This window comes from Streptomyces sp. JN8 (assembly GCF_055808075.1).
Genome location: NZ_CM147852.1, coordinates 5,056,165 through 5,078,911, shown reverse-complemented (window position 1 = coordinate 5,078,911; position 22,747 = coordinate 5,056,165). Strand labels below are relative to the sequence as shown.

At 72.8% G+C, this 22,747-nt stretch carries 18 protein-coding genes; 8 read left to right on the top strand and 10 right to left on the bottom strand.

Annotated features, from left to right (window positions below; translation table 11 throughout):
* Positions 1-22: 22 nt before the first annotated feature.
* The 3 genes from ACY0MR_RS22430 to ACY0MR_RS22420 all read right to left on the bottom strand — a co-directional run bounded on the left by ACY0MR_RS22430 (position 23) and on the right by ACY0MR_RS22420 (position 3,780).
* Entirely contained in the window at positions 23-985 is a 963-nt protein-coding gene (locus tag ACY0MR_RS22430; protein ID WP_361850409.1) for a DNA-3-methyladenine glycosylase family protein, read from the bottom strand.
* 114 nt (positions 986-1,099) lie between these two features.
* Positions 1,100-2,182 (bottom strand): mannose-1-phosphate guanylyltransferase, encoded by a 1,083-nt coding sequence (manB, locus tag ACY0MR_RS22425; protein ID WP_388807213.1) that lies wholly within the window; start codon positions 2,180-2,182, stop codon positions 1,100-1,102.
* Positions 2,183-2,286: 104 nt separating this feature from the next.
* Positions 2,287-3,780 (bottom strand): peptidoglycan recognition protein family protein, encoded by a 1,494-nt coding sequence (locus tag ACY0MR_RS22420; protein ID WP_473554917.1) that lies wholly within the window; start codon positions 3,778-3,780, stop codon positions 2,287-2,289.
* Positions 3,781-3,917: 137 nt separating this feature from the next.
* Between ACY0MR_RS22420 and ACY0MR_RS22415 the strand changes: the two genes are divergently transcribed.
* The 5 genes from ACY0MR_RS22415 (at position 3,918) to ACY0MR_RS22395 (ending at position 11,820) form a co-directional block, all read left to right on the top strand.
* Complete coding sequence (locus tag ACY0MR_RS22415; RefSeq protein WP_361850403.1) at positions 3,918-4,670, top strand: TIGR03089 family protein; 753 nt, start codon at positions 3,918-3,920, stop codon at positions 4,668-4,670.
* A gap of 363 nt (positions 4,671-5,033) precedes the next feature.
* Complete coding sequence (locus ACY0MR_RS22410; RefSeq protein WP_473554915.1) at positions 5,034-6,263, top strand: LCP family protein; 1,230 nt, start codon at positions 5,034-5,036, stop codon at positions 6,261-6,263.
* A gap of 269 nt (positions 6,264-6,532) precedes the next feature.
* Positions 6,533-8,275, top strand: a complete 1,743-nt coding sequence (locus ACY0MR_RS22405) for an LCP family protein (RefSeq protein ID WP_473554913.1) — start codon at positions 6,533-6,535, stop codon at positions 8,273-8,275.
* Positions 8,276-8,325: 50 nt separating this feature from the next.
* Positions 8,326-10,107, top strand: a complete 1,782-nt coding sequence (locus ACY0MR_RS22400; RefSeq protein ID WP_473554912.1) for an LCP family protein — start codon at positions 8,326-8,328, stop codon at positions 10,105-10,107.
* A 186-nt stretch (positions 10,108-10,293) separates the two neighbouring features.
* A complete protein-coding gene (locus ACY0MR_RS22395) occupies positions 10,294-11,820 on the top strand; it encodes an LCP family protein (protein ID WP_473554909.1) in 1,527 nt (508 codons plus the stop codon).
* Positions 11,821-11,893: 73 nt separating this feature from the next.
* Here the strand turns inward: ACY0MR_RS22395 and ACY0MR_RS22390 are convergent, their stop codons facing one another.
* On the bottom strand, positions 11,894-12,427 hold the full coding sequence (locus ACY0MR_RS22390) for an acyl-CoA thioesterase (protein ID WP_361862043.1): 534 nt from the start codon (positions 12,425-12,427) through the stop codon (positions 11,894-11,896).
* Positions 12,428-12,557: 130 nt separating this feature from the next.
* Between ACY0MR_RS22390 and ACY0MR_RS22385 the strand changes: the two genes are divergently transcribed.
* Positions 12,558-13,835, top strand: coding sequence for an LCP family protein (locus ACY0MR_RS22385; protein ID WP_388807226.1), 1,278 nt, complete (start codon positions 12,558-12,560; stop codon positions 13,833-13,835).
* A gap of 60 nt (positions 13,836-13,895) precedes the next feature.
* Here the strand turns inward: ACY0MR_RS22385 and ACY0MR_RS22380 are convergent, their stop codons facing one another.
* Positions 13,896-15,068 carry an acyl-CoA dehydrogenase family protein gene (locus ACY0MR_RS22380; protein WP_473554907.1) on the bottom strand — a complete coding sequence of 391 codons (1,173 nt, stop codon included), beginning with the start codon at positions 15,066-15,068 and terminating at the stop codon, positions 13,896-13,898.
* 126 nt (positions 15,069-15,194) lie between these two features.
* Between ACY0MR_RS22380 and ACY0MR_RS22375 the strand changes: the two genes are divergently transcribed.
* Positions 15,195-16,520, top strand: coding sequence for a UDP-glucose dehydrogenase family protein (locus ACY0MR_RS22375; protein ID WP_361857100.1), 1,326 nt, complete (start codon positions 15,195-15,197; stop codon positions 16,518-16,520).
* Between the two features lie 33 nt (positions 16,521-16,553).
* On the opposite strand, the gene ACY0MR_RS22370 is transcribed toward ACY0MR_RS22375, so the two are convergent.
* The 4 genes from ACY0MR_RS22370 to ACY0MR_RS22355 form a co-directional block, all read right to left on the bottom strand.
* Entirely contained in the window at positions 16,554-17,486 is a 933-nt protein-coding gene (locus ACY0MR_RS22370; protein WP_392866332.1) for a membrane dipeptidase, read from the bottom strand.
* 152 nt (positions 17,487-17,638) lie between these two features.
* A complete protein-coding gene (locus tag ACY0MR_RS22365; RefSeq protein WP_473554904.1) occupies positions 17,639-18,865 on the bottom strand; it encodes a dipeptidase in 1,227 nt (408 codons plus the stop codon).
* Entirely contained in the window at positions 18,862-19,359 is a 498-nt protein-coding gene (gene purE / locus ACY0MR_RS22360) for a 5-(carboxyamino)imidazole ribonucleotide mutase (RefSeq protein ID WP_361857106.1), read from the bottom strand. The genes ACY0MR_RS22365 and purE overlap by 4 nt, the downstream gene beginning before the upstream one ends.
* A gap of 59 nt (positions 19,360-19,418) precedes the next feature.
* Positions 19,419-20,612 (bottom strand): 5-(carboxyamino)imidazole ribonucleotide synthase, encoded by a 1,194-nt coding sequence (locus ACY0MR_RS22355; RefSeq protein WP_392866329.1) that lies wholly within the window; start codon positions 20,610-20,612, stop codon positions 19,419-19,421.
* Positions 20,613-20,746: 134 nt separating this feature from the next.
* Between ACY0MR_RS22355 and ACY0MR_RS22350 the strand changes: the two genes are divergently transcribed.
* Complete coding sequence (locus tag ACY0MR_RS22350) at positions 20,747-21,262, top strand: GtrA family protein (protein WP_361857089.1); 516 nt, start codon at positions 20,747-20,749, stop codon at positions 21,260-21,262.
* An 85-nt stretch (positions 21,263-21,347) separates the two neighbouring features.
* Here ACY0MR_RS22350 and ACY0MR_RS22345 read toward each other — a convergent pair whose 3' ends face one another.
* Positions 21,348-22,619, bottom strand: a complete 1,272-nt coding sequence (locus tag ACY0MR_RS22345) for an ATP-binding protein (RefSeq protein WP_361857087.1) — start codon at positions 22,617-22,619, stop codon at positions 21,348-21,350.
* Between the last annotated feature and the right edge of the window lie 128 nt (positions 22,620-22,747).

Sequence of the window (22,747 nt, the reverse complement as noted above, 5' to 3'; positions counted from 1 at the left end):
CGCTCCCCGGCCGTGCCGTTCCTCAGAGGGCGGTGATGTTGCCCGGCGTCATGCGGGGCGCCCTGCGGGGCGGGACGCGGCCGCTGAGGAGGATCAGGCGGGCCGCGCGGTGCCGCTGGCCCGCGTAGGGGGCCAGGAGGGCGAGCATCGCCTCGTCGTCGGCCGTCCGGTCGCCGGCGAGCGCCCAGCCGACGATGCCGGGGAGGTGCAGGTCGCCGGTGGTGACCTCGTCCGGGGCGCCGTTGCTCCGCTGGACGGTCTCCGCGCTCGTCCACGGGCCGATCCCCGGGACCCGTTCCAGGCGCTCGCGGGCCGCCGGCGGGTCCATGAGCACGGCCTCCTCCAGGCGGGCCGCGACACGGGCGGCGCGGACGATCGTCGCCGAGCGCTTGCCGTCGACGTTCGCGAGGTGCCACTCCCACGAGGGGATCTGCGTCCAGGTCCGCGCGTCCGGCATGACGTGCATGCCCTCGGGGGCCGGGCCCGGGGCGGGCTCGCCGAACTTCCGCACCAGGTGGCGCCAGGCCCCGTACGCCTCCGTCGTCGTGACCTTCTGCTCCAGGACCGTCGGGATCAGCGACTCCAGGACCAGGCCCGTGCGGGTCAGCCGGAGGCCGGCGCGGCGGCGGTGCGAGGCCAGGACCAGCTTGTGGCGGGGGACGAAGGCGGCGGGATCGTCCTCGGCGCCCAGCATGGCGGGGGCCCGGTCCAGGAGCCAGGCGGCGCCCGCGCCCCAGGCCTCGGCCGTGGCCGCGCCGTCCCGGACCGCGAACCGGATCGTGCCGGGGCCGTCGGGCGTGCGGCTCGCCCGCCAGACCGAGCCGTCGGGGGTCACGCGGAAGGTGGGGTCGGCGGGGCCGCGGCGGAGCGGGCCGAGGGTGAGGCCGAGGTCCGGCGCGCCGGCCGCCGGGCCGCCGCGGGGGACGGGGGTCTCGCCGCCGCGGATCGTGGTGCGGGTGGTGGGGGGTGTGAAGCGGCCGGACATGGTCCCGAGCGTAGCCGGGCGGGGGCCGCGCCCGCCGCCGCTTCGGCGGGGGCGACCCCCGCGGAGCGCGGGGGTCGCCCCCGGACTCCGCGGAACGCCCGCCCGCGACGGGGACTACTGGTCCGAGGAGAAGCGGACCGCGCCCGGGGGAAGCGTCGTGTCGCACCAGACGCGGACGCCCTCGCGGAGTTCGTTGTCGGCGCCCACCTGGGCCCCGTCCCCGATCACCGCGCCCGCCAGGACCGTCCGCGCGCCGATGCGGGCTCCCGCGCCGATCAGGGAGTCGGTGATCACCGCGCCCGGTTCGACGACCGCGCCGGCCAGCAGCGTGGAGCCCGCTATGCGCGCGCCCTCGCCGACCACCGCGTCCGCGCCGACCACCGTGCCGCCGGTCAGCTTGGCGTCCGGGGCCACGCGGGCGGACGGGAGGACCAGGCGGTCGCCGCAGCGGCCCGGCACGGCCGGGGAGGGCGCGCGGCCCAGGACCAGGTCGGCGGAGCCGCGGACGAAGGCCTGCGGGGTGCCGAGGTCCAGCCAGTACGTGGAGTCGACCATGCCCTGGAGGTGCGCCCCGGAAGCGAGGAGCTCGGGGAAGGTCTCGCGCTCGACCGAGACGGGCCGGCCGGTGGGGATGGTGTCGATGACCGAGCGGCGGAAGACGTACGCGCCGGCGTTGATCTGGTCGGTGACGATCTCCTCGGGCGTCTGCGGCTTCTCCAGGAAGGCCGTGACGCGGCCGGTGGCGTCCGTGGGGACCAGGCCGAAGGCCCGCGGGTCCTCGACGCGGGTGAGGTGCAGCGAGACGTCCGCGCCGGAGGAGGAGTGGGTGGCGACGAGGGCCTGGATGTCCAGGCCCGTGAGGATGTCGCCGTTGAAGATCAGGACCGGGTCGTCGGGGCCCGAGTGGAGTCGCGAGGCGACGTTGCGTATCGCACCGCCGGTGCCGAGCGGCTCCTCCTCGGTGACGTACTCCAGGCTCAGGCCGAGCGACGAGCCGTCACCGAAGTGCGGCTCGAAGACCTCGGCCAGGTAGGAGGTGGCGAGCACGATGTGCTCGACGCCGGCGGCACGGGCGCGGGCGAGCTGGTGCGTCAGGAAGGGGACGCCGGCCGCCGGAACCATGGGCTTGGGCGTGTTGACCGTGAGGGGTCGCAGCCGTGTTCCCTTGCCACCGACCAGGAGGATCGCTTCTGTCACCTTGTCGTCTCTGCTTCCTGTTCGGGGCCCGTCGGCTCGCCCGTCTCGGTCGTCCGTGCGATATGACCGGTCAGTTTATGCAGACGGTTGCCCCGATGGCCCCCTCACGGCCTTCCCTGGTACTTCGCGGAGCTCGTACGGGCCGTGCCGAGCTTGCCGTAGAGCTTCACTCCGGGGCACTCCGTGGCGAATCCGTCACGGTGTCCGGCGATGGCGTTGAACTTGACGCTCTTGCCCTTCTTGTACAGGTTTCCGCCACCCGAGACGAGATAGGTCGTGCCCTTCGGATTCACCCCGTGCAGCCCGAGCTTCCAGGCCGTCAGGCGGGCCACGGCGGTCACCGCGGCGGCCGGCGGGGCGCTCTTGCTGAAGGTGCCGAGCACGGCGATGCCCATGCTGTTGGTGTTGAACCCGAGGGTGTGCGCGCCGAGGACCGGCTTGGCCACTCCCCCGGCCCGGCCTTCGTAGATGTTTCCGCACTTGTCGACGGCGAAGTTGTAGCCGAAGTCTCGCCACCCACTGCTCTGGACGTGGTAGCGGTAGATACTGCGGAGGACGGAGGGGGCCTGCGCGCAGGTGTAGTTGTTGCCGGTGGCGCTGTGGTGCACGAAGGCGGCCTTGATGCTCTTCGTGTAGACGAAGCCCTTCTCGCGGATGCGCTCGTCCGCGCCCCACCCCTTGCGGGTGATGATCTTGGGCTGGGGGCCGATGTACGGCTTCGCGGCGGCAAGCTCCGGCGCCTGGGCGTCGGCGGGGGTCCGGGCGCCGTCCGCGGCGGCCGCCGGGGCCATCGCCTCCCGCCCCCGCGACAGGTACGGGAGCGAGAGCTCCGTCTCCTCCTTGGACAGGGCCGGGATCCAGGTCGCGCCGTACGGGGCGAGCTGGGTGTTCACCGCACTCGACGCCGCCTCCGCGGCGCTCAGGCGGGCGAGGGACAGCGAGGCCGCCCCCGTGCGGGACCACGCGGCGGCGGTCGCCGTGGCGGCCGCGGCTCCGGTGGCCGCCGGGTCCTGCTCCGGGTCCTGCTCCGGGGCCCCGCCCGGGGCCTCGCCGGGGTCGACCAGTTCCAGGCGCAGGCCCTCGGGGAGCGGTTCGTCGCCCCGTACCCGGATCTCCACGCCGTCCGAGTCGCCCACCCACAGCGGCGCCGTGGATCCCTTGAGGGCCGTCCCGTGGCCCTCCGCGGTGTCCGGGTCGGCACCGTGTTCCTCGTTGTGGGTCTCCACGTCCTGCCACTCCGACCAGGCTCCGCCGCCGGAGGCCCGGGTGCGGACCTGCACGACGCCGTGCAGGGGGGCCGCCGGGTCGTCCCACACGACGCCGACGAGGGAGAAGGGTCTGACGTCCCGTCGGGTGAGTCCCTGGACGTCGGTGTCGTCCGTCCCGCCGCCCAGCGCCCGGTCGGCGTCGCCCAGCGGCTCCAGGGGGAGCGACTGGGTGGCGCCGGGCAGGTCGGGCGCGGGTGGCTGGGCGGAGACCGTCGGTGGCAGCCCGAGCGCCGAGGGCACCGCGGCCGCCGCGGGTGCGGCAAGGGGAACCGGCAGGGCGAGGACCGTCGCGCAGGTCACGGCGATCGAGGAGGCGAGTGAGGCACGCATGGGCCGATCGTGCGGATCCCCGGGGCGTTCCGCGCGCCGGGAAACCGTCGCGAAACCGACTGCCCGTCAGGCCGACCGGTGGACGGCGTCACCGGTACGGCGGACCCGCGCGCGGCGGCGCGCGTACGCTGTCCGGCGTGAACGCCACCGACCGCACCCCCGCCGACCTGCTGCGATCCGCGCTCGCCGCGGACCCCGCCCGCCCCTTGGTCACCTTCTACGACGACGCCACCGGTGAGCGGGTGGAATTGTCCGTCGCCACCTTCGCCAATTGGGTGGCCAAGACGGCGAACCTGCTCCAGGGCGAGCTGTCCGCCGCGCCCGGCGACCGGCTCGCGCTGCTGCTGCCCGCGCACTGGCAGACGGCCGTCTGGCTGCTCGCCTGCTCGTCCGTCGGGGTGGTGGCGGAGGTCGGCGGCGATCCGGCCGACGCGGACCTGGTGGTCGCGGGGCCCGACGCGCTGGACGCCGGGCGCGCCTGCTCGGGCGAGCGGATCGCGCTCTCCCTGGCCCCACTGGGCCGCCGCTTCCCCGTCGCGCCCGCCGGTTACGCGGACTACGCGGTGGAGGTCCCCGGCCAGGGCGACCGGTTCGCCCCGTTCGTCCCGGTCGACGCGGCCGCCCCCGCGCTCGTCGTCGACGGCCTGGAGCTCGGCGGCGCGCAGCTCGTCGAGCGGGCCCGGGCGGACGCGGAGGCCCTCGGACTCACGCCCGGCGCCCGGCTGCTCTCCGGGCTCGGCTACGAGGACTGGAAGGGGCTCTCGACGGGCCTGTACGCCCCTCTGGCGGCAGGCGGTTCGGTGGTCCTCTGCCGGAACCTGGACCGGCTGGCGGCCGACGCGCTGGCCCAGCGCGTGGAGAGCGAGCGGGTCACCGTCACCGCGGCCTGAACCCCGCCCGCCGCACCCGCGCCCCGCACCCGCACCCCGGACCCGCCCCGAGCGGTCGCCCGACCCCGCACCGCACCACGCCCCGAGCGCCGGCCGGACGGCTCGCCGGGGCGGGCCGGGGCGCGGGCCGGCCGGTCGCGTCCGCCGGCCCCGGCCTCCGCCGACCAGGGTGCAGAAGGGCCGCCGGGAGTCCGTTCGGCCTAACGCCGCGCCGAGTCCCCGGGTCCGCACGCCCCGTCCGGTACATGATCGGCCGGGGGGAGTCGACTCCTTCCGCACAACCCTGCGTCGGGTTCGGCCGTCTCCTTCCACGACCGGCGACCGCCCGGCGCGCCTCCGACGCCACGAAGGACGGACTCAGACGTGACGGACCGCGCGGGTACGCCCGCCGAACCGGACCCCCCGGCGACGGAGGGCGCGGCGGCGGAGGGCACGGCTCCCGGGGCCGCCGAAGAGCCGCGGCGCCGACGCCACTGGCTGCGGTGGACGGCGCTCGGCGTCTCGCTCGTGGTGCTGGCCGCGGCCGGGGTCGGCTGGTGGTTCTACCGCAAGCTCGACGGCAACATCACGACGGACACCACCGCCGCCGACGAACTGCGGCGGTACGAGAAGGAGCGCCCGCCGGCGGTCGCCTCGGCCGCCCGGAACATCCTGCTCATCGGCTCGGACACCCGGTCGGGCGAGGGGAACCGCACGTACGGCAAGGACCAGGGGACCCAGCGCTCGGACACCACGATCCTGCTGCACCTGTCGGCGGGCAAGAAGAGCGCGACGGCGGTCTCGGTGCCCCGGGACCTGATGGTGACGATCCCGGGCTGCCGCAAGACGGACGGGACGCGGACCCGTGAGCAGTTCGCCCAGTTCAACTGGGCGTTCGAGTTCGGCGGGACGGCGTGCACGATCCGCACCGTCGAGAAGCTGACCGGGATCCGGGTGGACCACCACATGGTGATCGACTTCCGGGGCTTCAAGAAGATGGTGGACGCCGTGGACGGCGTGGAGGTCTGCCTCAAGGAGCCGGTGGACGACCCGGCCGCGAAGCTGAAGCTGCCCGCCGGGCGCCAGACCCTCCACGGCGAGCAGGCCCTGGGCTTCGTACGGGCCCGCAAGTCGCTCGGCAACGGCAGCGACACCGAGCGCATGGACCGGCAGCAGCAGTTCCTGGGCGCCCTGGTCAACAAGGTGCAGAGCGACGGGGTGCTGCTGAACCCGACCAGGCTGTACCCGGTCCTGGACGCGGCCACCAAGGCGATCACGACCGACCAGGGGCTCGACTCGCTGCGGGACCTGTACGACCTGGCGCGCTCGATGCGGGCGATCCCGACCGACAGGGTGCAGTTCCTCACGGTCCCCCGCCGCCCCTACACGTACGACGCGAACCGGGACGAACTGGTCCAGCCGGCGGCGAGTCAGCTCTTCCGGCAACTGCGGGAGGACCGGGCCGTCGTGGTGACCCCGGGCGAGGAGAAGAAGGACGGGACGGGCACGGGCGGGACCGGCGCGGACGGCAAGCCGGACGACGCGGACACCCCGGCTCCCTCGACGACTCCGACCTTCACGGGGCGCAACGCCGCGGAAGGGGTGTGCTCCTAGCGCGGGGGGTCCGAGGGGGCCGTGGGGACGGCGGGTAAAGGGCGAACCAAGGGGAGGGCCGGGAGGGATGAGGTTTGGGCAAATTGCCCGGTTGTAAGGGGCGTGGAATTTGTCACGCGCGTCGCCCCGCGCTGAACTGGGCGGATAGTGTGGCGCGATCCGGTGCACCCCGACCGCGTGGTCGCACTCACCAAGGATCGAACGACCGAGAGAGCGGCGCCCACTGGGGGAGGCGCCTCGCGTGGCACCGACGGAGGACTCGAGTAACCGTGGATGCGCACAGCCGTGGACGGGCGGACGAGATCGACCCCGCCGACCAGTGGGTGCTCAACCCGCAGACGGGCAACTACGAACTGCGACTGGACGACTCCGCTGGGCAGTCCCCGGCGCAGGCGCCGTCCGGAGCCCGCAGAGCCACCGTTCCCGCCCCCGCCTCGCGCGACACCTCCGCCGACTCCGCCGTCGAGGCGCCCGTGCCCGGCCAGCGCCGCCGGCGGGTCCCCGAGCCGGACGCCGGCCGGGGCCAGGCGTCGCCCGCGAGCCGCCGCAAGCGCAAGCAGGGCGCGTCCCGCAAGAAGAAGGTCCTGCTGTGGACCGGCGGCACGATGGCCTTCGTCCTGGTCGCCGGCGCGACGGGCGCGTACCTGCTCTACAACAAGCTCGACGGCAACATCGACGTCGTCGACCCCGTGGGCTCCGAGAGCAAGGGCTTCCGCAAGGGCGAGGCCTTCAACGTCCTGATCATCGGCACCGACAAGCGGACCGGCGAGGGCAACTCGGGCTACGGCGACACCGACAGCCCCGGCCACGCGGACACCACGATCCTCTTCCACGTCTCCAAGGACCGGACGAACGCCACGGCGCTCTCCATCCCGCGCGACCTGATGACGACGATCCCCGAGTGCCAGTCGCGGCAGCCCGACGGCAAGATCCTCACGATCCCCGGCCAGCAGCAGGCCCGCTTCAACGTCAGCCTCGGCCAGGACGGCCGCGACCCGGGCTGCACCATGCGGACCGTCAAGGAGCTGACCGGCCTGACCGTCGACCACTTCATGATGGTCGACTTCAACGCCGTCAAGGAGCTGACCTCGGCCGTCGGCGGCGTGAAGGTCTGCGTCGAGAAGGCCGTCGACGACCCCAAGTCGCACCTGAAGCTGCCGGCCGGCGAATCGGTCATCGAGGGCGAGAAGGCGCTCGCCTTCGTGCGGACCCGCTCCAGCTTCGGCAACAAGAGCGACCTCGACCGGATCAAGGTCCAGCAGCAGTTCCTCGGTTCGATGATCCGGCAGATGAAGTCGAACGAGACGCTCACCAGCCCGACGAAGCTCTACGACCTCGCCCAGGCGGCGACGGACGCGCTCACCGTCGACAAGGGCATAGGGTCCCTCGGCAAGCTCCAGGACCTGGCCAAGGAGCTCTCCTCGATCGACACGAAGAACATCGCCTTCGCGACGCTGCCCGTCATCGACAACCCGGACGAGCCGAAGCCGATCACCGTGGTGCCGCACCCGACGCAGGCGCCGCAGCTCTTCGCCGCGATGCAGGCCGACACCTCGCTCACCGAGGTGAAGAAGAAGCAGCAGGACGCCAAGAACGCGCAGGCGCAGGCCCAGGCGAAGCTCCTCCAGGGCACCCGGGCCGAGGCCGTCGACGTGCGCGTCGACGTCTTCAACGGCAGCGGCATCACGGGCGCGGCCCAGTCGACCATCAGCTGGCTGCAGAACGAAGAGGGCGTGACCCGCTCCACCAACAAGAGCAACGCCCCCGAGAAGGCGGCGAAGACGACGCTCACCTATGCACCGAACCAGGCCGATCAGGCCCGCAAGCTCGCGGACATGATGGGGCTGGCCGCCACGGCGCTCAAGCCGGGCACGCAGGACGCCGGGGAACGCGAGCCCATGACGCTCGTCCTCGGCGCCGACTTCAAGGGCGCGGGGGTGCCCATCAGCGGTCCGGTAAAGGCGCCGGACGTCGAGAAGGTACAAGCTGACAAGCAGGTGTGCGCCAAGTAGTCCGGAAACACCGGCACATGGCGCGCTCCTGACTGACGAGGGGACCTGGGGTGGGACAGAACAGCGTGCGTGGGGAGGGAACGCGTGGACGCGTTCCACGCGCCCGTGATGCGGGCTGGGACGACGACCTGTACGACGCCGGTGCGGCCACCGGCGCCGGGCCGGACGACGCTCCCGGGGAGGCGGACGCGGAGGCGGCCGCCGACCGGACGACCCGCGCCGAGCGCCGTCGCGGCGCCGGCGGCCGGGGCGAGGGCGGTGCGAACGGCGGCGGCGCCGACGGCCGGTCGGGCCACCGCCGCGGCGGCTCGCGCCGCCGTGCCAAGAAGGCCGGCAAACGCAAGGCGCTGCGCTGGGTCGCGGTCACCCTGGCGGTCCTGATACTCGGGACGGCCGGCGCCGGATACCTGTACTACGAGCACCTCAACGGCAACATCCGCGGCGGTTCGCGCGCGGGCGGCGACAGCGGCGTCAAGAAGGCCGCGCCCAACGCCCTCGGCGACACCCCGCTCAACATCCTCCTGATCGGCTCCGACAGCCGCGCCGACGCCAAGAACGTGGCCCTCGGCGGCGGCAAGAACCTCCGCGACGCGAAGCCGCTCGCGGACGTGCAGATGCTGCTGCACGTGTCCGCCGACCGGCAGAACGCGTCCATCGTCTCCATCCCGCGCGACACCATCGTGCCGATCCCCAAGTGCACCGGCCAGGACGGCTCCACGTACGCGGCGACGACCACCTCCCCCATCAACGAGACGCTGGGACGCGGGGGTCCCGGCTGCACGCTGACCACGTGGGAGAGCCTCACCGGGGTCTACATCGACCACTGGATGATGATCGACTTCGCGGGCGTGGTGGCGATGGCCGACGAGGTCGGCGGCGTACCCGTCTGCGTGAAGACCGGCGTCTGGGACAAGCCGACCCGGCTGGTGAAGGGCGGCTCGGGCCTCAAGCTGCCCGAGGGCACCCACGAGATCCAGGGCAAGCAGGCCCTCCAGTGGCTCCGCACCCGGCACGCCTTCGGCAACGACCAGGGCCGGGCCAAGGCCCAGCACATGTACCTCAACGGCATGGTCGAGAAGCTCCAGAAGCAGAACGCCTGGAGCGACACCGGCCAGCTGATGGGCCTCGCCGAGACGGCCACCAAGGCGCTCCAGGTCTCCGACGAACTGAAGTCGGTGAAGCGGCTCTTCGACCTGTCGATGCAGCTCAAGAACGTGAAGATGAACCGCCTCACGACGGCGACGGTCCCCACCACCGAGTGGTCCCAGGACCGGAACAAGCTCCAGATGGTCAAGTCGTCGGCCGACAAGATGTGGGCGATGCTCCGCGACGACATCGCCTTCGACAAGAACGGCAAGCCGGCCTCGGCCAAGCCGAAGCCGGGCGCGTCCGCGAAGCCGACGACCCCCGCCGAGGCCCCGGGCGCCTTCGCCGTCACCGTCGCCAACGGCACGGCGGGCACCGAGGGGACGCCCGTCGAGGGCCGTGCGAAGGCGATCACCGCGGTCCTCACCGACAAGGGCTTCACGCAGGCCGGCGCGTCCAAGGAGCCTCGGCCCCGCGAGGACACCGCCGTCCTCTACCCGAAGGACGGCGGCGACCAGGCCAAGGCCAACGCCGTGTCCGTGGCGAAGGCCCTCGGGCTGCCGGACTCCAAGGCCCGCGCCGACGCCGGGGTGGAGGGCATCACGCTGGTCGTCGGGGCGGACTGGCGCGAGGGCGACGCGTACAAGAAGCCGGCGGCGGAGGCGGGCGACCTGCCCGAGGGCGCCGACGACAAGGCGACCTGCATGGACATCTACTCGGTCTACAAGTGGGACGGGAAGAGCTGACCCCTCCCCGCGCACGCCCGGCGGCCGGGTCCCTCACGGGGCCCGGCCGTCGGCCGTCGGGGCGGCGGCCCGCGTCCCGGAACCGGGCCCGAAGCAGACGCGAGGACGGCGGATCCGCCGCTCGCGTTACCGCGAACGGGGGACAGCGGGCGTGCCGCACGGGTGGTGCTGCCTTGCGCTGATCGTATGGGCCTACCGTGCTCACGGTTCCCTTTGTCACACCCGCGGAGGTGTCCGTCCGTGCCCACACCGCCCCGCACGCCCCGTCCCCGGCCCGCCGCCCGATCGGCGCCGGTCCGTCGGAGGCGGAGGCGCCCCCGGTGGGGGATGCGGATGGCGACGGCGCTCTCCGTGACCGTGCTCGCGGCGGGCGGGATCGGGCACGCCATGGTGACCGGCCTCGACACGGGGATCACCCGGGTCGACCCCTTCAAGGACATGAAGAACCGGCCGCAGGCGGGCCACGGCATGAACGTCCTGGTCGTCGGCACCGACGGGCGGGACCGGATCACCCCCGAGGAGAAGGCGAAGTACCGGCTCGGCGGCGCGCCCTGCCACTGCACCGACACGGTGATGCTGGTCCACATCTCGGAGGACCGGGAGCGGGCGAGCGTGGTCAGCCTGCCCCGGGACTCGTACGCCGAGATGCCCGAGCACACCGATCTCACCAGCGGGAAGAAGCACCACGCGCATCCGGTGAAGCTGAACGCGGCGTACGCGGAGGGCGGGCCCTCGCTGACCGTGCGGACCGTGGAGTCGATGACCGGGGTCAAGATCGACCACTACCTGGAGGTCGACTTCACGAGCTTCATGCGGACGGTGGACGCGGTCGGCGGGGTGCAGATCTGCACGACCCGGCCGGTCAAGGACGCCTACTCCGGACTCGACCTGCCCGCCGGCACCCACGAGCTGGACGGCGGACAGGCCCTCCAGTACGTGCGCTCCCGGCACATCGACGGGGCCGCGGACATCGGTCGGATGCAGCGGCAGCAGCGGTTCCTCGCGGCGCTGGTCGAGCGGATCACGAGCGGCGGGGTCCTGTTCAACCCGGTGCGGTTCAGGGAGGTCGCCACGACGTTGCTGAGCTCCGTCCGGGCCGACCAGGACTTCGGCACGGACCAGCTGCTCGCCCTCTCCAAGGCGATGCGGGGCTTCACGCCGGCGTCGTCGGAGTTCGTGTCCGTGCCGATCGGGGACATGAGCTTCCCGGTGAAGGGCATCGGGTCGACGGTGAAGTGGGACGCGGCCAAGGCCCGGAAGCTGTTCGCGGCGCTGCGGGAGGACCGGCCCCTGGCGGCGCCCTCCCAGGGTGCGGCGTCCTCGGCCAAGGCGCCGCGGAGCGTGGTCGTGGACGTGGCCCCGCGGACCGTGCGGGTGCAGGTCTACAACGGGACCCGCACGGACGGACTCGGCCGGAAGGTCGACGACGCGCTCCGCGGCACCGGCTTCGACACCACCCGGACGCCGATGACCGGGACCGGGAAGGAGCGGGCGCGGACGCTGGTGGAGTACGACCCGCGCTGGGACCGCTCGGCGAAGAGCCTGGCGGCGGCCCTGCCGGGCGCGGAGCTGCGGCCGGTGCCCGGGCGGGGCGGCACGCTGCGGGTGACGGTGGGCGCCGACTACAAGGGCGTGACGGCGGTCCACGGCGAGGAGACGGTGCGCAACGGGCCGTTCGAGGCCGTGACCGGGGACAAGGTGGTCTGCCCCTGAACCGGCCGGCCGGGCGCCCGGCCGGCGCGGCGCGGCCGGCGGACCCGCACGGGCCGGCCGGTCCCGCGGACGCTCAGTCCTCGTAGCCCTCGGCCACCCGGCGCTCGCGGAGCTCCTTGATCGCCTGGCGGCGGGCCAGCCGGTGGGTGCGGCGGATCTGGGCCTCCTGGTTGCGGCGCTTGTCACGCTCCGTCTCCGGGACGACCTGGGGGACCGGCCGGGGCTTGCCGTCCGCGTCGACCGCGGCGAAGACCAGGTACGCGGAGCCGACCTGGGTGGCGGGCGTGGACTCGTTCCAGCGCTCGGCCAGGACCCGCACGCCGACCTCCATCGACGACCGGCCCGTCCAGTTCACCTGGGCCTTCACGTGCAGCAGGTCGCCGACCCGGACCGGCTCCAGGAAGACCATCTCGTCCATGGAGGCGGTGACCGCCGGGCCGCCCGAGTGCCGGCCCGCGACGGCGCCGGCCGCGTCGTCCACCAGTTTCATGATCACGCCGCCGTGCACCGTACCGAGGAGGTTGGTGTCGTGGCTGGTCATGATGTGGCTGAGGGTGGTGCGGGAGGCGGAGGTGGGCTTGCCCGGGATATCGCCCTGATCTGTCATGCCCTCCACCATATGCCGGGTCCCCCGGCCGTCGCCGTTCGGTCCGCTTTGCATCAGCTTGGCAACAGCACCGGCCCGAACTTCCACCCGCCCTGTCGCGCGGAAAGGCATCCCCGGCACACTGGTCCGCATGAATGACTGGCCCGAAGACGGCGGCTACGGCCGTGGCAGCGCGAACCCCCAGCCCGAGGGGCCTCGCCGGATGAGCCATGTGCAGCGTCCGCAGGTTCCGCAGCAGCCGCCTCGGCACGACCAGGGCTACAACCCGAACTTCACCCAGGCCCAGGGCTCGGGGTACGACTCCGGTTACAGCTCGGGCCAGGTCTACGGCGGTCCGCAGGGCCGCGGCCCGCAGGGCGGCGGGCGCGGCACCGTGCCGCCGCAGTACACGCCGGGCCCCGGCTCCGGCGGTCCCGGCCGCCCCGCCCCGGACTGGCGCAAGCGCATCAAGGTCGGCTCGATCGTCCTGGTGGTCGCCGTCGCGGCCTGGGGCATCGGCACCTACGCCTGGGCCAGCTCGCAGATGCGGAACGAGGTCGACCTCTCCAAGGTCATCGAGCGTCCGTCCGAGGGCGACTGCACGACGTACCTGATCGTCGGTTCGGACAGCCGCGAGGGCATGTCCGCCGAGGAGAAGAAGAAGCTGCACACCGGCTCCGCCGAGGGCAAGCGGACCGACTCGATGATGATCCTCGCGGCCTGCTCCAGCGGGAACACGATGGTCTCGCTCCCCCGTGACTCCTGGGTGACGATCCCGAACTTCGTCGGCTCCGAGTCGGGCAAGTCGTACCCGGCGCGCGGCGGGTCCAAGCTGAACGCGGCGTACGCGATGGACGGCCCCGAGCTGCTCGTCCGCACCGTCGAGTTCAACACCGGGCTGCGCATCGACCACTACGCGGAGATCGGCTTCGCCGGCTTCGCGAACATCGTCGACGCCCTCGGCGGCGTCGAGCTGAACATCGAGAAGGGCTTCAAGGACAAGAAGTCCGGCGCCGACTTCCAGGCCGGCACCCAGACCCTCAACGGCGAGCAGGCCCTGGCCTTCGTCCGGACCCGGTACGCCTTCGCCGAGTCGGACCTGCAGCGGACGAAGAACCAGCAGAAGTTCCTGTCCGCCCTGGCCAACCAGGCGGCGACGCCGGGCACCATCATCAACCCGTTCGCGCTGTACCCGACGCTGGGCGCCGGTCTGGACACGCTGATCGTGGACAAGGACATGTCCCTGTACGACCTCGGGAAGATGTTCTTCGCCATGAAGGGCATCAACAGCGGTGACGGCAAGTCGATGAACATGCCGATCTCGGGCAGCGCGCCGCAGGGCTCCCTCAAGTGGGACATGCCGAAGGTCAAGCAGCTGGTGCAGCAGATCCAGAACGACGAGAAGGTCACGGTCGAGTCGGGCCGCTGACCCCGTCGGACGGACCGAGAGGGCGCTCCCGCCCGGTGGCGGGGGCGCCCTTCGCCGTGCCTACGGGAGGTTGCGGGCCATGACGATGCGCTGGACCTGGTTGGTGCCCTCGTAGATCTGGGTGATCTTGGCGTCGCGCATCATGCGTTCGACGGGGTAGTCGCGGGTGTAGCCGTAGCCGCCGAGGAGCTGGACGGCGTCGGTGGTGACCTCCATGGCGACGTCGGAGGCGAAGCACTTGGCGGCGGCGCCGAAGAAGGTGAGGTGCTCCTTGTCGCCGCCGGCGGAGACGCGCTCCGACTTCGCGGCGGCGGCGTAGGTGAGCTGGCGGGCGGCTTCGAGCTTCATGGCCATGTCGGCGAGCATGAACTGGACGCCCTGGAAGTCGGCGATGGGCTTGCCGAACTGCTTGCGTTCGGTGACGTAGCCCTTGGCGTAGTCGAGGGCGCCCTGGGCGATGCCGATGGCCTGGGCGGCGATGGTGATGCGGGTGTGGTCGAGGGTCTTCATGGCGGTGGCGAAGCCGGTGCCCTCGGCGCCGATCATGCGGCTCGCGGGGATGCGGACGTTGTCGAGGTAGACCTCGCGGGTGGGGGAGCCCTTGATGCCGAGCTTCTTCTCCGGGGCGCCGAAGGAGACGCCCTCGTCGGACTTCTCCACGACGAAGGCGCTGATGCCCTTGGAGCGCTTGTCGGGGTCGGTGACGGCCATCACGGTGTAGTACTCGGAGACGCCGGCGTTGGTGATCCACCGCTTGACGCCGTTGAGGACCCAGAAGTCGCCGTCGCGTACGGCGCGGGTCTTCATCCCGGCCGCGTCGGAGCCCGCGTCGGGCTCGGACAGGGCGTAGGAGAACATCGCGTCGCCCTTGGCCAGCGGGCCGAGGTACCGGTGCTTGAGCTCCTCGGAGCCGGAGAGGATCACCGGCAGCGAGCCGAGCTTGTTGACCGCGGGGATCAGCGAGGACGAGCCGCAGGCGCGGGCGACCTCCTCGATCACGATGACCGTCGCGAGGGCGTCCGCGCCCGCGCCGCCGTAGGCCTCCGGGACGTGCACGGCGTGCAGGTCGTTGGCGACCAGCGCGTCCAGGGCCTCCTGCGGGAACCGGCCCTCCTCGTCCACCGCGGCGGCGAACGGCACGATCTTCGCCTCCGCGAGCGCACGCACCGACTCCCGGAGCATGTCGTGCTCCTCGGAGGGCCGATACAGGTCGAAATCAGAAGAACCTGACACTCTCACTCACTCCCACACTTGCTAACTACCGTTAAGTAACCCAAAGCGTAGGGCGTGACCCGGCCGCGGACCAGAGCACGACTATGCTCGGGCAGGCATTCCGCCCGACGTTCCCTGGAGACCCGCATGGCCCTCAAGATCACCGTGATCGGCACCGGCTACCTCGGCGCCACCCACGCCGCGGCCATGGCGGAGCTGGGCTTCGAGGTCCTGGGGCTCGACGTGGTCCCCGAGAAGATCGAGCTGCTGTCGTCCGGCCGGGTCCCGATGTACGAGCCGGGTCTGGAGGAGCTCCTCGCGAAGCACGTCGCGGGCATCGAGGGTTCGAGCGGCCGGCTGCGGTTCACCACCTCCTGGGAGGAGGTCGGCGCCTTCGGCGACGTGCACTTCGTCTGCGTGAACACCCCGCAGAAGCACGGCGAGTACGCCTGCGACATGAGCTACGTGGACGCCGCCTTCGCCTCCCTCGCCGCGGTCGTGCGCGAAGGGGCCCTCGTCGTCGGCAAGTCGACCGTGCCCGTCGGCTCGGCCGAACGGCTCGCGGGCGTCCTCCCAGCGGGCGTGGAGCTGGCCTGGAACCCGGAGTTCCTGCGCGAGGGCTTCGCCGTCCAGGACACCCTGCACCCGGACCGGATCGTCGTCGGCGTCCAGGGCGACCGGGGCGAGAAGCTGCTCCGCGAGGTGTACGCCGGGCCGGTCGGCGACGGTTCGCCCTTCGTGGTGACCGACTTCCCCACCGCCGAGCTGGTGAAGACCTCCGCGAACTCCTTCCTCGCCACCAAGATCTCCTTCATCAACGCGATGGCCGAGGTCTGCGAGGCGGCCGGCGGCGACGTCGCCAAGCTGGCCGAGGCGATCGGGCACGACGACCGGATCGGGGCCAAGTTCCTGCGGGCCGGCATCGGCTTCGGCGGCGGCTGCCTGCCCAAGGACATCCGGGCCTTCATGGCCCGGGCGGGCGAGCTGGGCGCCGACCAGGCGCTGACCTTCCTGCGCGAGATCGACTCCATCAACATGCGGCGGCGCGGCCAGATGGTCGAGATGGCGCGCGAGGCCCTCGGCGGCGCCACCTTCCTGGGCCGCCGGGTCGCCGTCCTCGGCGCCGCCTTCAAGCCGGACTCCGACGACGTCCGCGACTCCCCCGCGCTGAACGTGGCCGGTCAGATACACCTCCAGGGCGGCCAGGTCACCGTCTACGACCCGAAGGGCATGGACAACGCCCGCCGCCTCTTCCCCACCCTCGGGTACGCCGACTCCGCCCTCGACGCGGTGCGCGGGGCGGACGTCGTGCTGCACCTCACGGAGTGGCGCGAGTTCCGCGAGCTGGACCCGGCGGAGCTCGCCGCGGTCGCCGCCTCGCGGGTGATCCTCGACGGCCGCAACGCGCTGGACGCCGAGCGCTGGCGTGCGGCCGGCTGGACGTACCGGGCGATGGGCCGCCCGCGCGCCTGAGCACACCGGCGGACCGGACTCCGGGACGGGCGGTCAGGCGGCCACGGGCCTGATGCGGTTCGTCCGCGCCAGGAACTCCGTCTGCCGCAGCGCCCGCGTCACGTTGCCGTGCGCGAGGCCCACCAGGTCCTGGGCGGACCAGCCGCGCCGGAGGAGCTCCGCGAAGAGCGGGACGTAGCCGACGGCCGGGGCGGTGGTGCGGGAGATTCCCGCGACGTGCGCGCCCGCCCGCTCGCGGACCCGGTCCAGGAGGTCGGCGGCGGCGGCCGGGTCGTCGGTCACCGTCACCATGCAGACCGCGCCGTTCCCGCCGAGCAGTCCGAGGACGTCGTCGGACAGCTCCTCCGGGGCCGCCCTGGTGAGCAGGGCGGGGGCCCGGGTGGCCTCCAGGGCGCGCCGGACCGTGTCCTCGTCGGCGCCCGAGAGGTCCACGGCCAGGCCGATGCGGTTCATCTCCCGGACCGCCCCGCGGGCGAAGCGGTCGAAGAGCGGGAGGTTGACCGCCCGTACGCCCAGGGCGTGGTACGCCCGGAGGGTCGCCGCGGACGCGTCGAGCGCCGTCCAGCCGACCGGGCCGAGCAGGGCGGCCACCCGGCCGCAGTTGCGGGCGTGGGCCATCTCGGAGGTCGTCTGCGCGAGGCGCAGGTCCTCGGGGCAGCCGGCGACGAGGGCGCGGACGGCGTCGATGCGCCGCAGGGTGCCGACGACGCTCGCCGATTCCTCGCCGGGTCCGGCGTCCAGCGCCCAGAACTGGGCTCCCGCCTCCGCCGCCCGGACGGGCGGGAGGTCCTCCGGGTCGAGGGACCCGGGCAGTTCGGTGCGGCCCTCGACGACGGGCTGGGCGGCCAGGAGGGCACGGGCCCGGGAGGTCTCGTCGAGCGGCGGTGGTGGGTCGGGGGGCGCGGGCTCCCCGGCGGCGGAAGGGACGGTGGAGAGCGCGGGAGGGTCGTCTACGAGTTCCGCCATGGTCCTACTCCAACTCGGCGATGCAGTACCGCCTCCGCGGAGTGCGGCGGGGCAGTACGGTCCACCCTGCCACCGGGCCCGCGAGGGGGCCCGGTGGGCCGGGCCGACCGGGTGAACGGCCCGGGCTCCGGTGCGGGCCCGGGCCGGTGCCGTCAGGCGTCCGGCGCGTCCAGGGAGTCGATCGTCGCGTTGGACGGGGCCGTACGGCTCCGCAGGTCGCGCGCGACCGCCTCCGCGTCGCGGAGGACGCGGACGCTGTTGGACCAGGTCAGCTTCGCCAGGTCCGGGCGGGACCAGCCGCGGTGCAGCAGCTCCGCGACCAGGTTCGGGTAGCCGGCGACGTCGTCGAGCCCGGCCGGGGTGAAGGCCGTGCCGTCGAAGTCGCCGCCGATGCCGATGTGGTCGATGCCGGCGGCCTCGCGCATGTGGTCGAGGTGGTCGGCGACCGTGGCGGCGGTGGCGATCGGCCGCGGGTTCGCCTCCTCGAAGGCGCGGTGCAGCTTCATCGCCTCGGCCGTGGTGTCGAGGTGATCGAAGCCGTGCGCCCGGAGGTTGTCGTCGGCCCGCGCGGTCCACTCGACGGCCGCCGGGAGGATGAACTTGGGCACGAACGTGGCCATCGCGACACCGCCGTTGGCGGGCAGCCGCTCCAGCACGTCGTCCGGGACGTTCCTCGGGTGGTCGCAGACGGCCAGGGCCGAGGAGTGCGAGAAGATCACCGGCGCCGCGGTGGCGTCGAGGGCGTCCCGCATGGTCGTCGCGGCCACGTGCGAGAGGTCGACGAGCATGCCGGAGCGGTTCATCTCGCGGACGACCGCACGGCCGAAGGCGGACAGCCCGCCCACGCCCGGCTCGTCGGTCGCCGAGTCCGCCCAGTCGTTGTTGTCGTTGTGGGTGAGCGTCATGTAGCGGACGCCGAGGGTGTGCAGCGCGCGGAGGGCGGCGAGCGAGTTGTTGATCGAGTGGCCGCCCTCGGCGCCCTTGAGGGAGGCGATGCGGCCCTGCGCGCGGGCCGCCTCCATGTCGTCCGCGGTCAGCGCCGGGGCGAGGTCGCCCGCGTACCGCTCCAGGAGCTGGTCGACGACGTCGATCTGCTCCAGGGTCGCGCTGACCGCGTCGTCCCCGGTCAGCCGGCACGGCACGTACACCGACCAGAACTGGGCGCCCACGCCGCCGGCCCGCATCCGCAGCAGGTCGGTGTGGAGCGCGCCCGTCTGGTCCGTGCCGATGTCCATCCGGTCCAGGTCGTACCGGACATGCTCGCGCAGCGCCCACGGCAGGTCGTTGTGGCCGTCCACCACCGGGTGGTCCGCGAGGAGTTCGCGGGCCTCCGCGAGGCGGTCGGCCGCGGTCCCGGAGGCCCCGTCCGCGGCGCTCACTTGGCGAAGCCGAACGACTCCGCGCCCTCGACCTTGGCCCGCAGGCGCTTGCCCTTCTCGGTGGCCTGGTCGTTCAGCTCCTGCTGGAACCCGCGCATCCTGTCCAGCAGTTCGGGGTCGTGCGCGGCGAGGATCCGGGCCGCGAGGAGCCCCGCGTTCCGCGCGCCGCCGACGGAGACCGTGGCGACCGGCACGCCGGCCGGCATCTGCACGATGGAGAGCAGCGAGTCCATGCCGTCGAGGTACTTCAGCGGCACCGGCACGCCGATGACCGGCAGCGGGGTGACGGAGGCGAGCATCCCCGGCAGGTGGGCCGCGCCGCCCGCGCCCGCGATGATCGCCTTGAGGCCGCGGCCCGCGGCCTCCTCGCCGTACGCGATCATCTCGCGCGGCATCCGGTGCGCGGAGACGACGTCGACCTCGTACGGGATCTCGAACTCGTCGAGGGCCTGCGCCGCCGCCTCCATGACGGGCCAGTCGGAGTCGGACCCCATGACGATGCCGATCACGGGGGCGGTGGTGGTGCCGGGGGCGGTGCCGGGGCTCGTGCTGCTCACTCGGTGATCGTTCCTCGCAGGTAGCCGGCGGCGTGGCGCGCGCGCTCCAGCACGTCGTCCAGGTCGTCGCCGTAGGTGTTGACGTGCCCCACCTTGCGGCCGGGCTTCACGTCCTTGCCATACATGTGGATCTTGAGCTGCGGGTCCCTGGCCATGCAGTGCAGGTACGCGGAGTACATGTCCGGGTAGTCGCCGCCCAGCACATTGCACATCACGGTCCACGGGGCGCGCGGGCGCGGATCGCCGAGGGGCAGGTCGAGCACGGCCCGGACGTGGTTGGCGAACTGCGAGGTGATCGCGCCGTCCTGGGTCCAGTGGCCGGAGTTGTGCGGGCGCATCGCCAGTTCGTTGACGAGGATGCGGCCGTCCGTGGTCTGGAACAGCTCGACGGCGAGGTGCCCGACGACGCCGAGCTCCTTGGCGATGCGGAGGGCCAGCTCCTGGGCCTGCCCGGCGAGCTCCTCGTCGAGGTCGGGGGCGGGCGCGATCACCGTGTCGCAGACGCCGTCGACCTGGCGGGACTCCACGACCGGGTAGGCGACGGCCTGGCCGTGCGGGGAGCGGACGATGTTCGCCGCGAGCTCGCGCACGAAGTCGACCTTCTCCTCGGCGAGGACCGGGACGCCCGCCATGAAGGGGTCCCGGGCGTCCTCCGGCGTCCGGACGAACCAGACGCCCTTGCCGTCGTAGCCGCCGCGCACGGTCTTGAGGATGATCGGGAAGCCCCCGACCTCGGCGGCGAAGGCCGCCGCGTCCCCGGGGTCCGCCACGATGCGGTGCCGGGGGCTGGGCGCGCCGATCTCGTCGAGCCGCGCGCGCATCACCCCCTTGTCCTGGGCGTGCACCAACGCGTCGGGCCCGGGGCGGACGGGGATGCCGTCCGCTTCGAGGGCCCGCAGGTGCTCCGTCGGGACGTGCTCGTGATCGAAGGTGATCACGTCACATCCGCGCGCGAAGTCACGCAGCGTAGCCAGGTCGCGATAGTCGCCGATGACGACCTCGCTCACCACCTGGGCCGCAGAGTCCTGCGGGGTGTCACTGAGCAGCTTGAACTTGATGCCGAGGGGGATGCCCGCCTCGTGGGTCATTCGGGCGAGCTGACCGCCACCGACCATGCCGACTACCGGGAACGTCACCCTCTTAGGGTATCCGCACCATCGGTGAACACTCGTCCGGCTGTGCTTTGGCACAACAACGGTGCTGGTGGGAAGTGGGTCACCAGGCGGTTTACCCGGTACACGGGCGGGTGACAGGAGCGCTGGTTAGCATGGTCGGGTTGACGTCACCCGGACGTCATCCGGACGGACGGGACAGAGCGATCACCATGAGTGAACCCGGTGCGCTGCGCACGCGACTCGACCTGCTCGCCCGGGAGGTCGCCAAGTTCGGGGTGGTGGGCGGTCTCGGCGTCCTGGTGAACCTCGGCGTCTTCAACATCGTCCGGGGCGCCACGGACATCCCGATGGTCCGGGCCAGCCTGATCGCCACGGTGGTCGCGATCGTCTTCAACTACGTGGGGTTCCGCTACTTCACGTACCGCGACCGGGACAAGTCCGGACGCACCAAGGAGATGTCGCTGTTCCTGCTGTTCAGCGTCGTCGGCATGGTCATCGAGAACGGCGTGCTCTACGCGGCGACGTACGGCTTCGGCTGGGACGGCCCGCTCGCGAGCAACTTCTTCAAGTTCTTCGGCATCGGGATCGGGACCCTGTTCCGCTTCTGGTCCTACCGCACGTGGGTGTTCCGCGCCCTGCCGGCGAAGGAGGCGGTGCAGACCGCCGAATCGTTCCTGGAGCAGGCGCCGCGGCAGACGAGCCGCCGGCAGCCCGACCGCGTCTGAGCGCCGTACCCAGGAAGCCCCCGGTCGACCGTCCCGACCGGGGGCTTCTCCGTGCCCCGGAGGGCCCGCGGCGCCGGGGCGCCGGTCAGCGCACGGGGCGCTCCCGCTGGCCGTCCGCGACGCTGTGGACCTCCCGGCCGAGGAACAGGGCGAAGACCGGCGGCTGCTGCTGGACCAGCTCCAGCCGGCCGCCGTCCGCCTCCGCGAGGTCGCGGGCGACGGCCAGCCCGATGCCGGTGGAGCTGCGGCCGCTGACGGTCCGCTCGAAGATGCGGGCGCCGAGGTCGGCGGGGACGCCCGGGCCCTCGTCGGTGACCTCGATCACCGACTGGTTGCCGGTGACGCGGGTCCGCAGGGCGACCGTGCCGCCGCCGTGCATGAGCGAGTTCTCGATCAGGGCCGCGAGGACCTGGGCGACCGCTCCCGGGGTGCCGACGGCCCGCATCCCCTGCTTGCCCGAGTGGACGATGGCCCGTCCCGCGCTGCGGTAGGCGGGCCGCCACTCCTCGATCTGCTGCTTGATGACCTCGTCCAGGTCGAAGGCGACGGCGGAGCCCGTGCGCGGGTCCCTGGAGTTCGTCAGGAGTCGCTGCACGACGTCCGTGAGCCGCTCGACCTGGGTGAGCGCGATCGTCGCCTCCTCCTTGACGGTGTCCAGGTCGTCGGCGAGCGCGACCTCCTCCAGGCGCATGGAGAGGGCCGTGAGGGGCGTGCGGAGCTGGTGCGAGGCGTCCGCGGCGAGGCGGCGCTCGGCGGTGAGCATCCGGGCGATGCGCTCGGCGGAGGCGTCGAGGACGTCCGCGACGCGGTCCAGCTCGGGCACCCCGTACCGCTTGTGCCGGGGGCGGGGGTCTCCGGAGCCGAGGCGCTCGGCGGTCTCCGCGAGGTCGGTGAGGGGGGAGGTCAGCTTGTTGGCCTGCCGTACGGCGAGCAGGACGGCGGCGATGACGGCGAGCAGGGCGACCGCGCCGATGATCATGAGGGTGCGGCCCACCTCGGCGGTGACCACCGAGCGGGACTCCTCGACGACCACGCGCTCGCCGCGCTCGCCCTTGGCGAGGCCCCGGGTGACGTCGCCCTCCGGGCGGGTGCCGATCTCGATCGTGTCGCGGCCGGGGATGTGGATCTGGGCGTACCGCTTGGCGCCGCTCTGCTCGGACAGGATGTTCGGGTTCACCGGTTCGCCGCCGATGAGCCGGCTGTCGACGATCGAGACGATGCGGAGGGCCTCCAGGTCCACGCTCTCCTGGGCGCTGCTGGAGATGGTGCGGGTCTCGACGATGACGAGGGAGAGACCGAAGACGCCGATGACGACGAGGACGACGGCGAGGGTGGAGTTGATGAGGCGGCGACGCACGGTTGCCCTCCGGGCGGGGACGGTGACGCCTCCGAGCGTACGGGGGCGGGCCCGCCGGAAGGGCCTCGACGTGGGGGCGCGCCCGGGGCGCCGGATCGCGGGGCCGCGACGCCGCCCGGGGCACCGGG

Bases quoted from the DNA above. Each gene is read 5' to 3' on its own strand.
- ACY0MR_RS22350 (WP_361857089.1), top strand. From the start codon at position 20,747: ATGAGTGAACCCGGTGCGCTGCGCACGCGACTCGACCTGCTCGCCCGG.
- ACY0MR_RS22395 (WP_473554909.1), top strand. From the start codon at position 10,294: ATGGGCCTACCGTGCTCACGGTTCCCTTTGTCACACCCGCGGAGGTGT.
- ACY0MR_RS22390 (WP_361862043.1), bottom strand. From the start codon at position 12,427: ATGACAGATCAGGGCGATATCCCGGGCAAGCCCACCTCCGCCTCCCGC.
- purE (WP_361857106.1), bottom strand. From the start codon at position 19,359: ATGGGGTCCGACTCCGACTGGCCCGTCATGGAGGCGGCGGCGCAGGCC.
- ACY0MR_RS22420 (WP_473554917.1), bottom strand. From the start codon at position 3,780: ATGCGTGCCTCACTCGCCTCCTCGATCGCCGTGACCTGCGCGACGGTC.
- ACY0MR_RS22375 (WP_361857100.1), top strand. From the start codon at position 15,195: ATGGCCCTCAAGATCACCGTGATCGGCACCGGCTACCTCGGCGCCACC.
- ACY0MR_RS22370 (WP_392866332.1), bottom strand. From the start codon at position 17,486: ATGGCGGAACTCGTAGACGACCCTCCCGCGCTCTCCACCGTCCCTTCC.
- ACY0MR_RS22430 (WP_361850409.1), bottom strand. From the start codon at position 985: ATGTCCGGCCGCTTCACACCCCCCACCACCCGCACCACGATCCGCGGC.
- ACY0MR_RS22385 (WP_388807226.1), top strand. From the start codon at position 12,558: ATGAATGACTGGCCCGAAGACGGCGGCTACGGCCGTGGCAGCGCGAAC.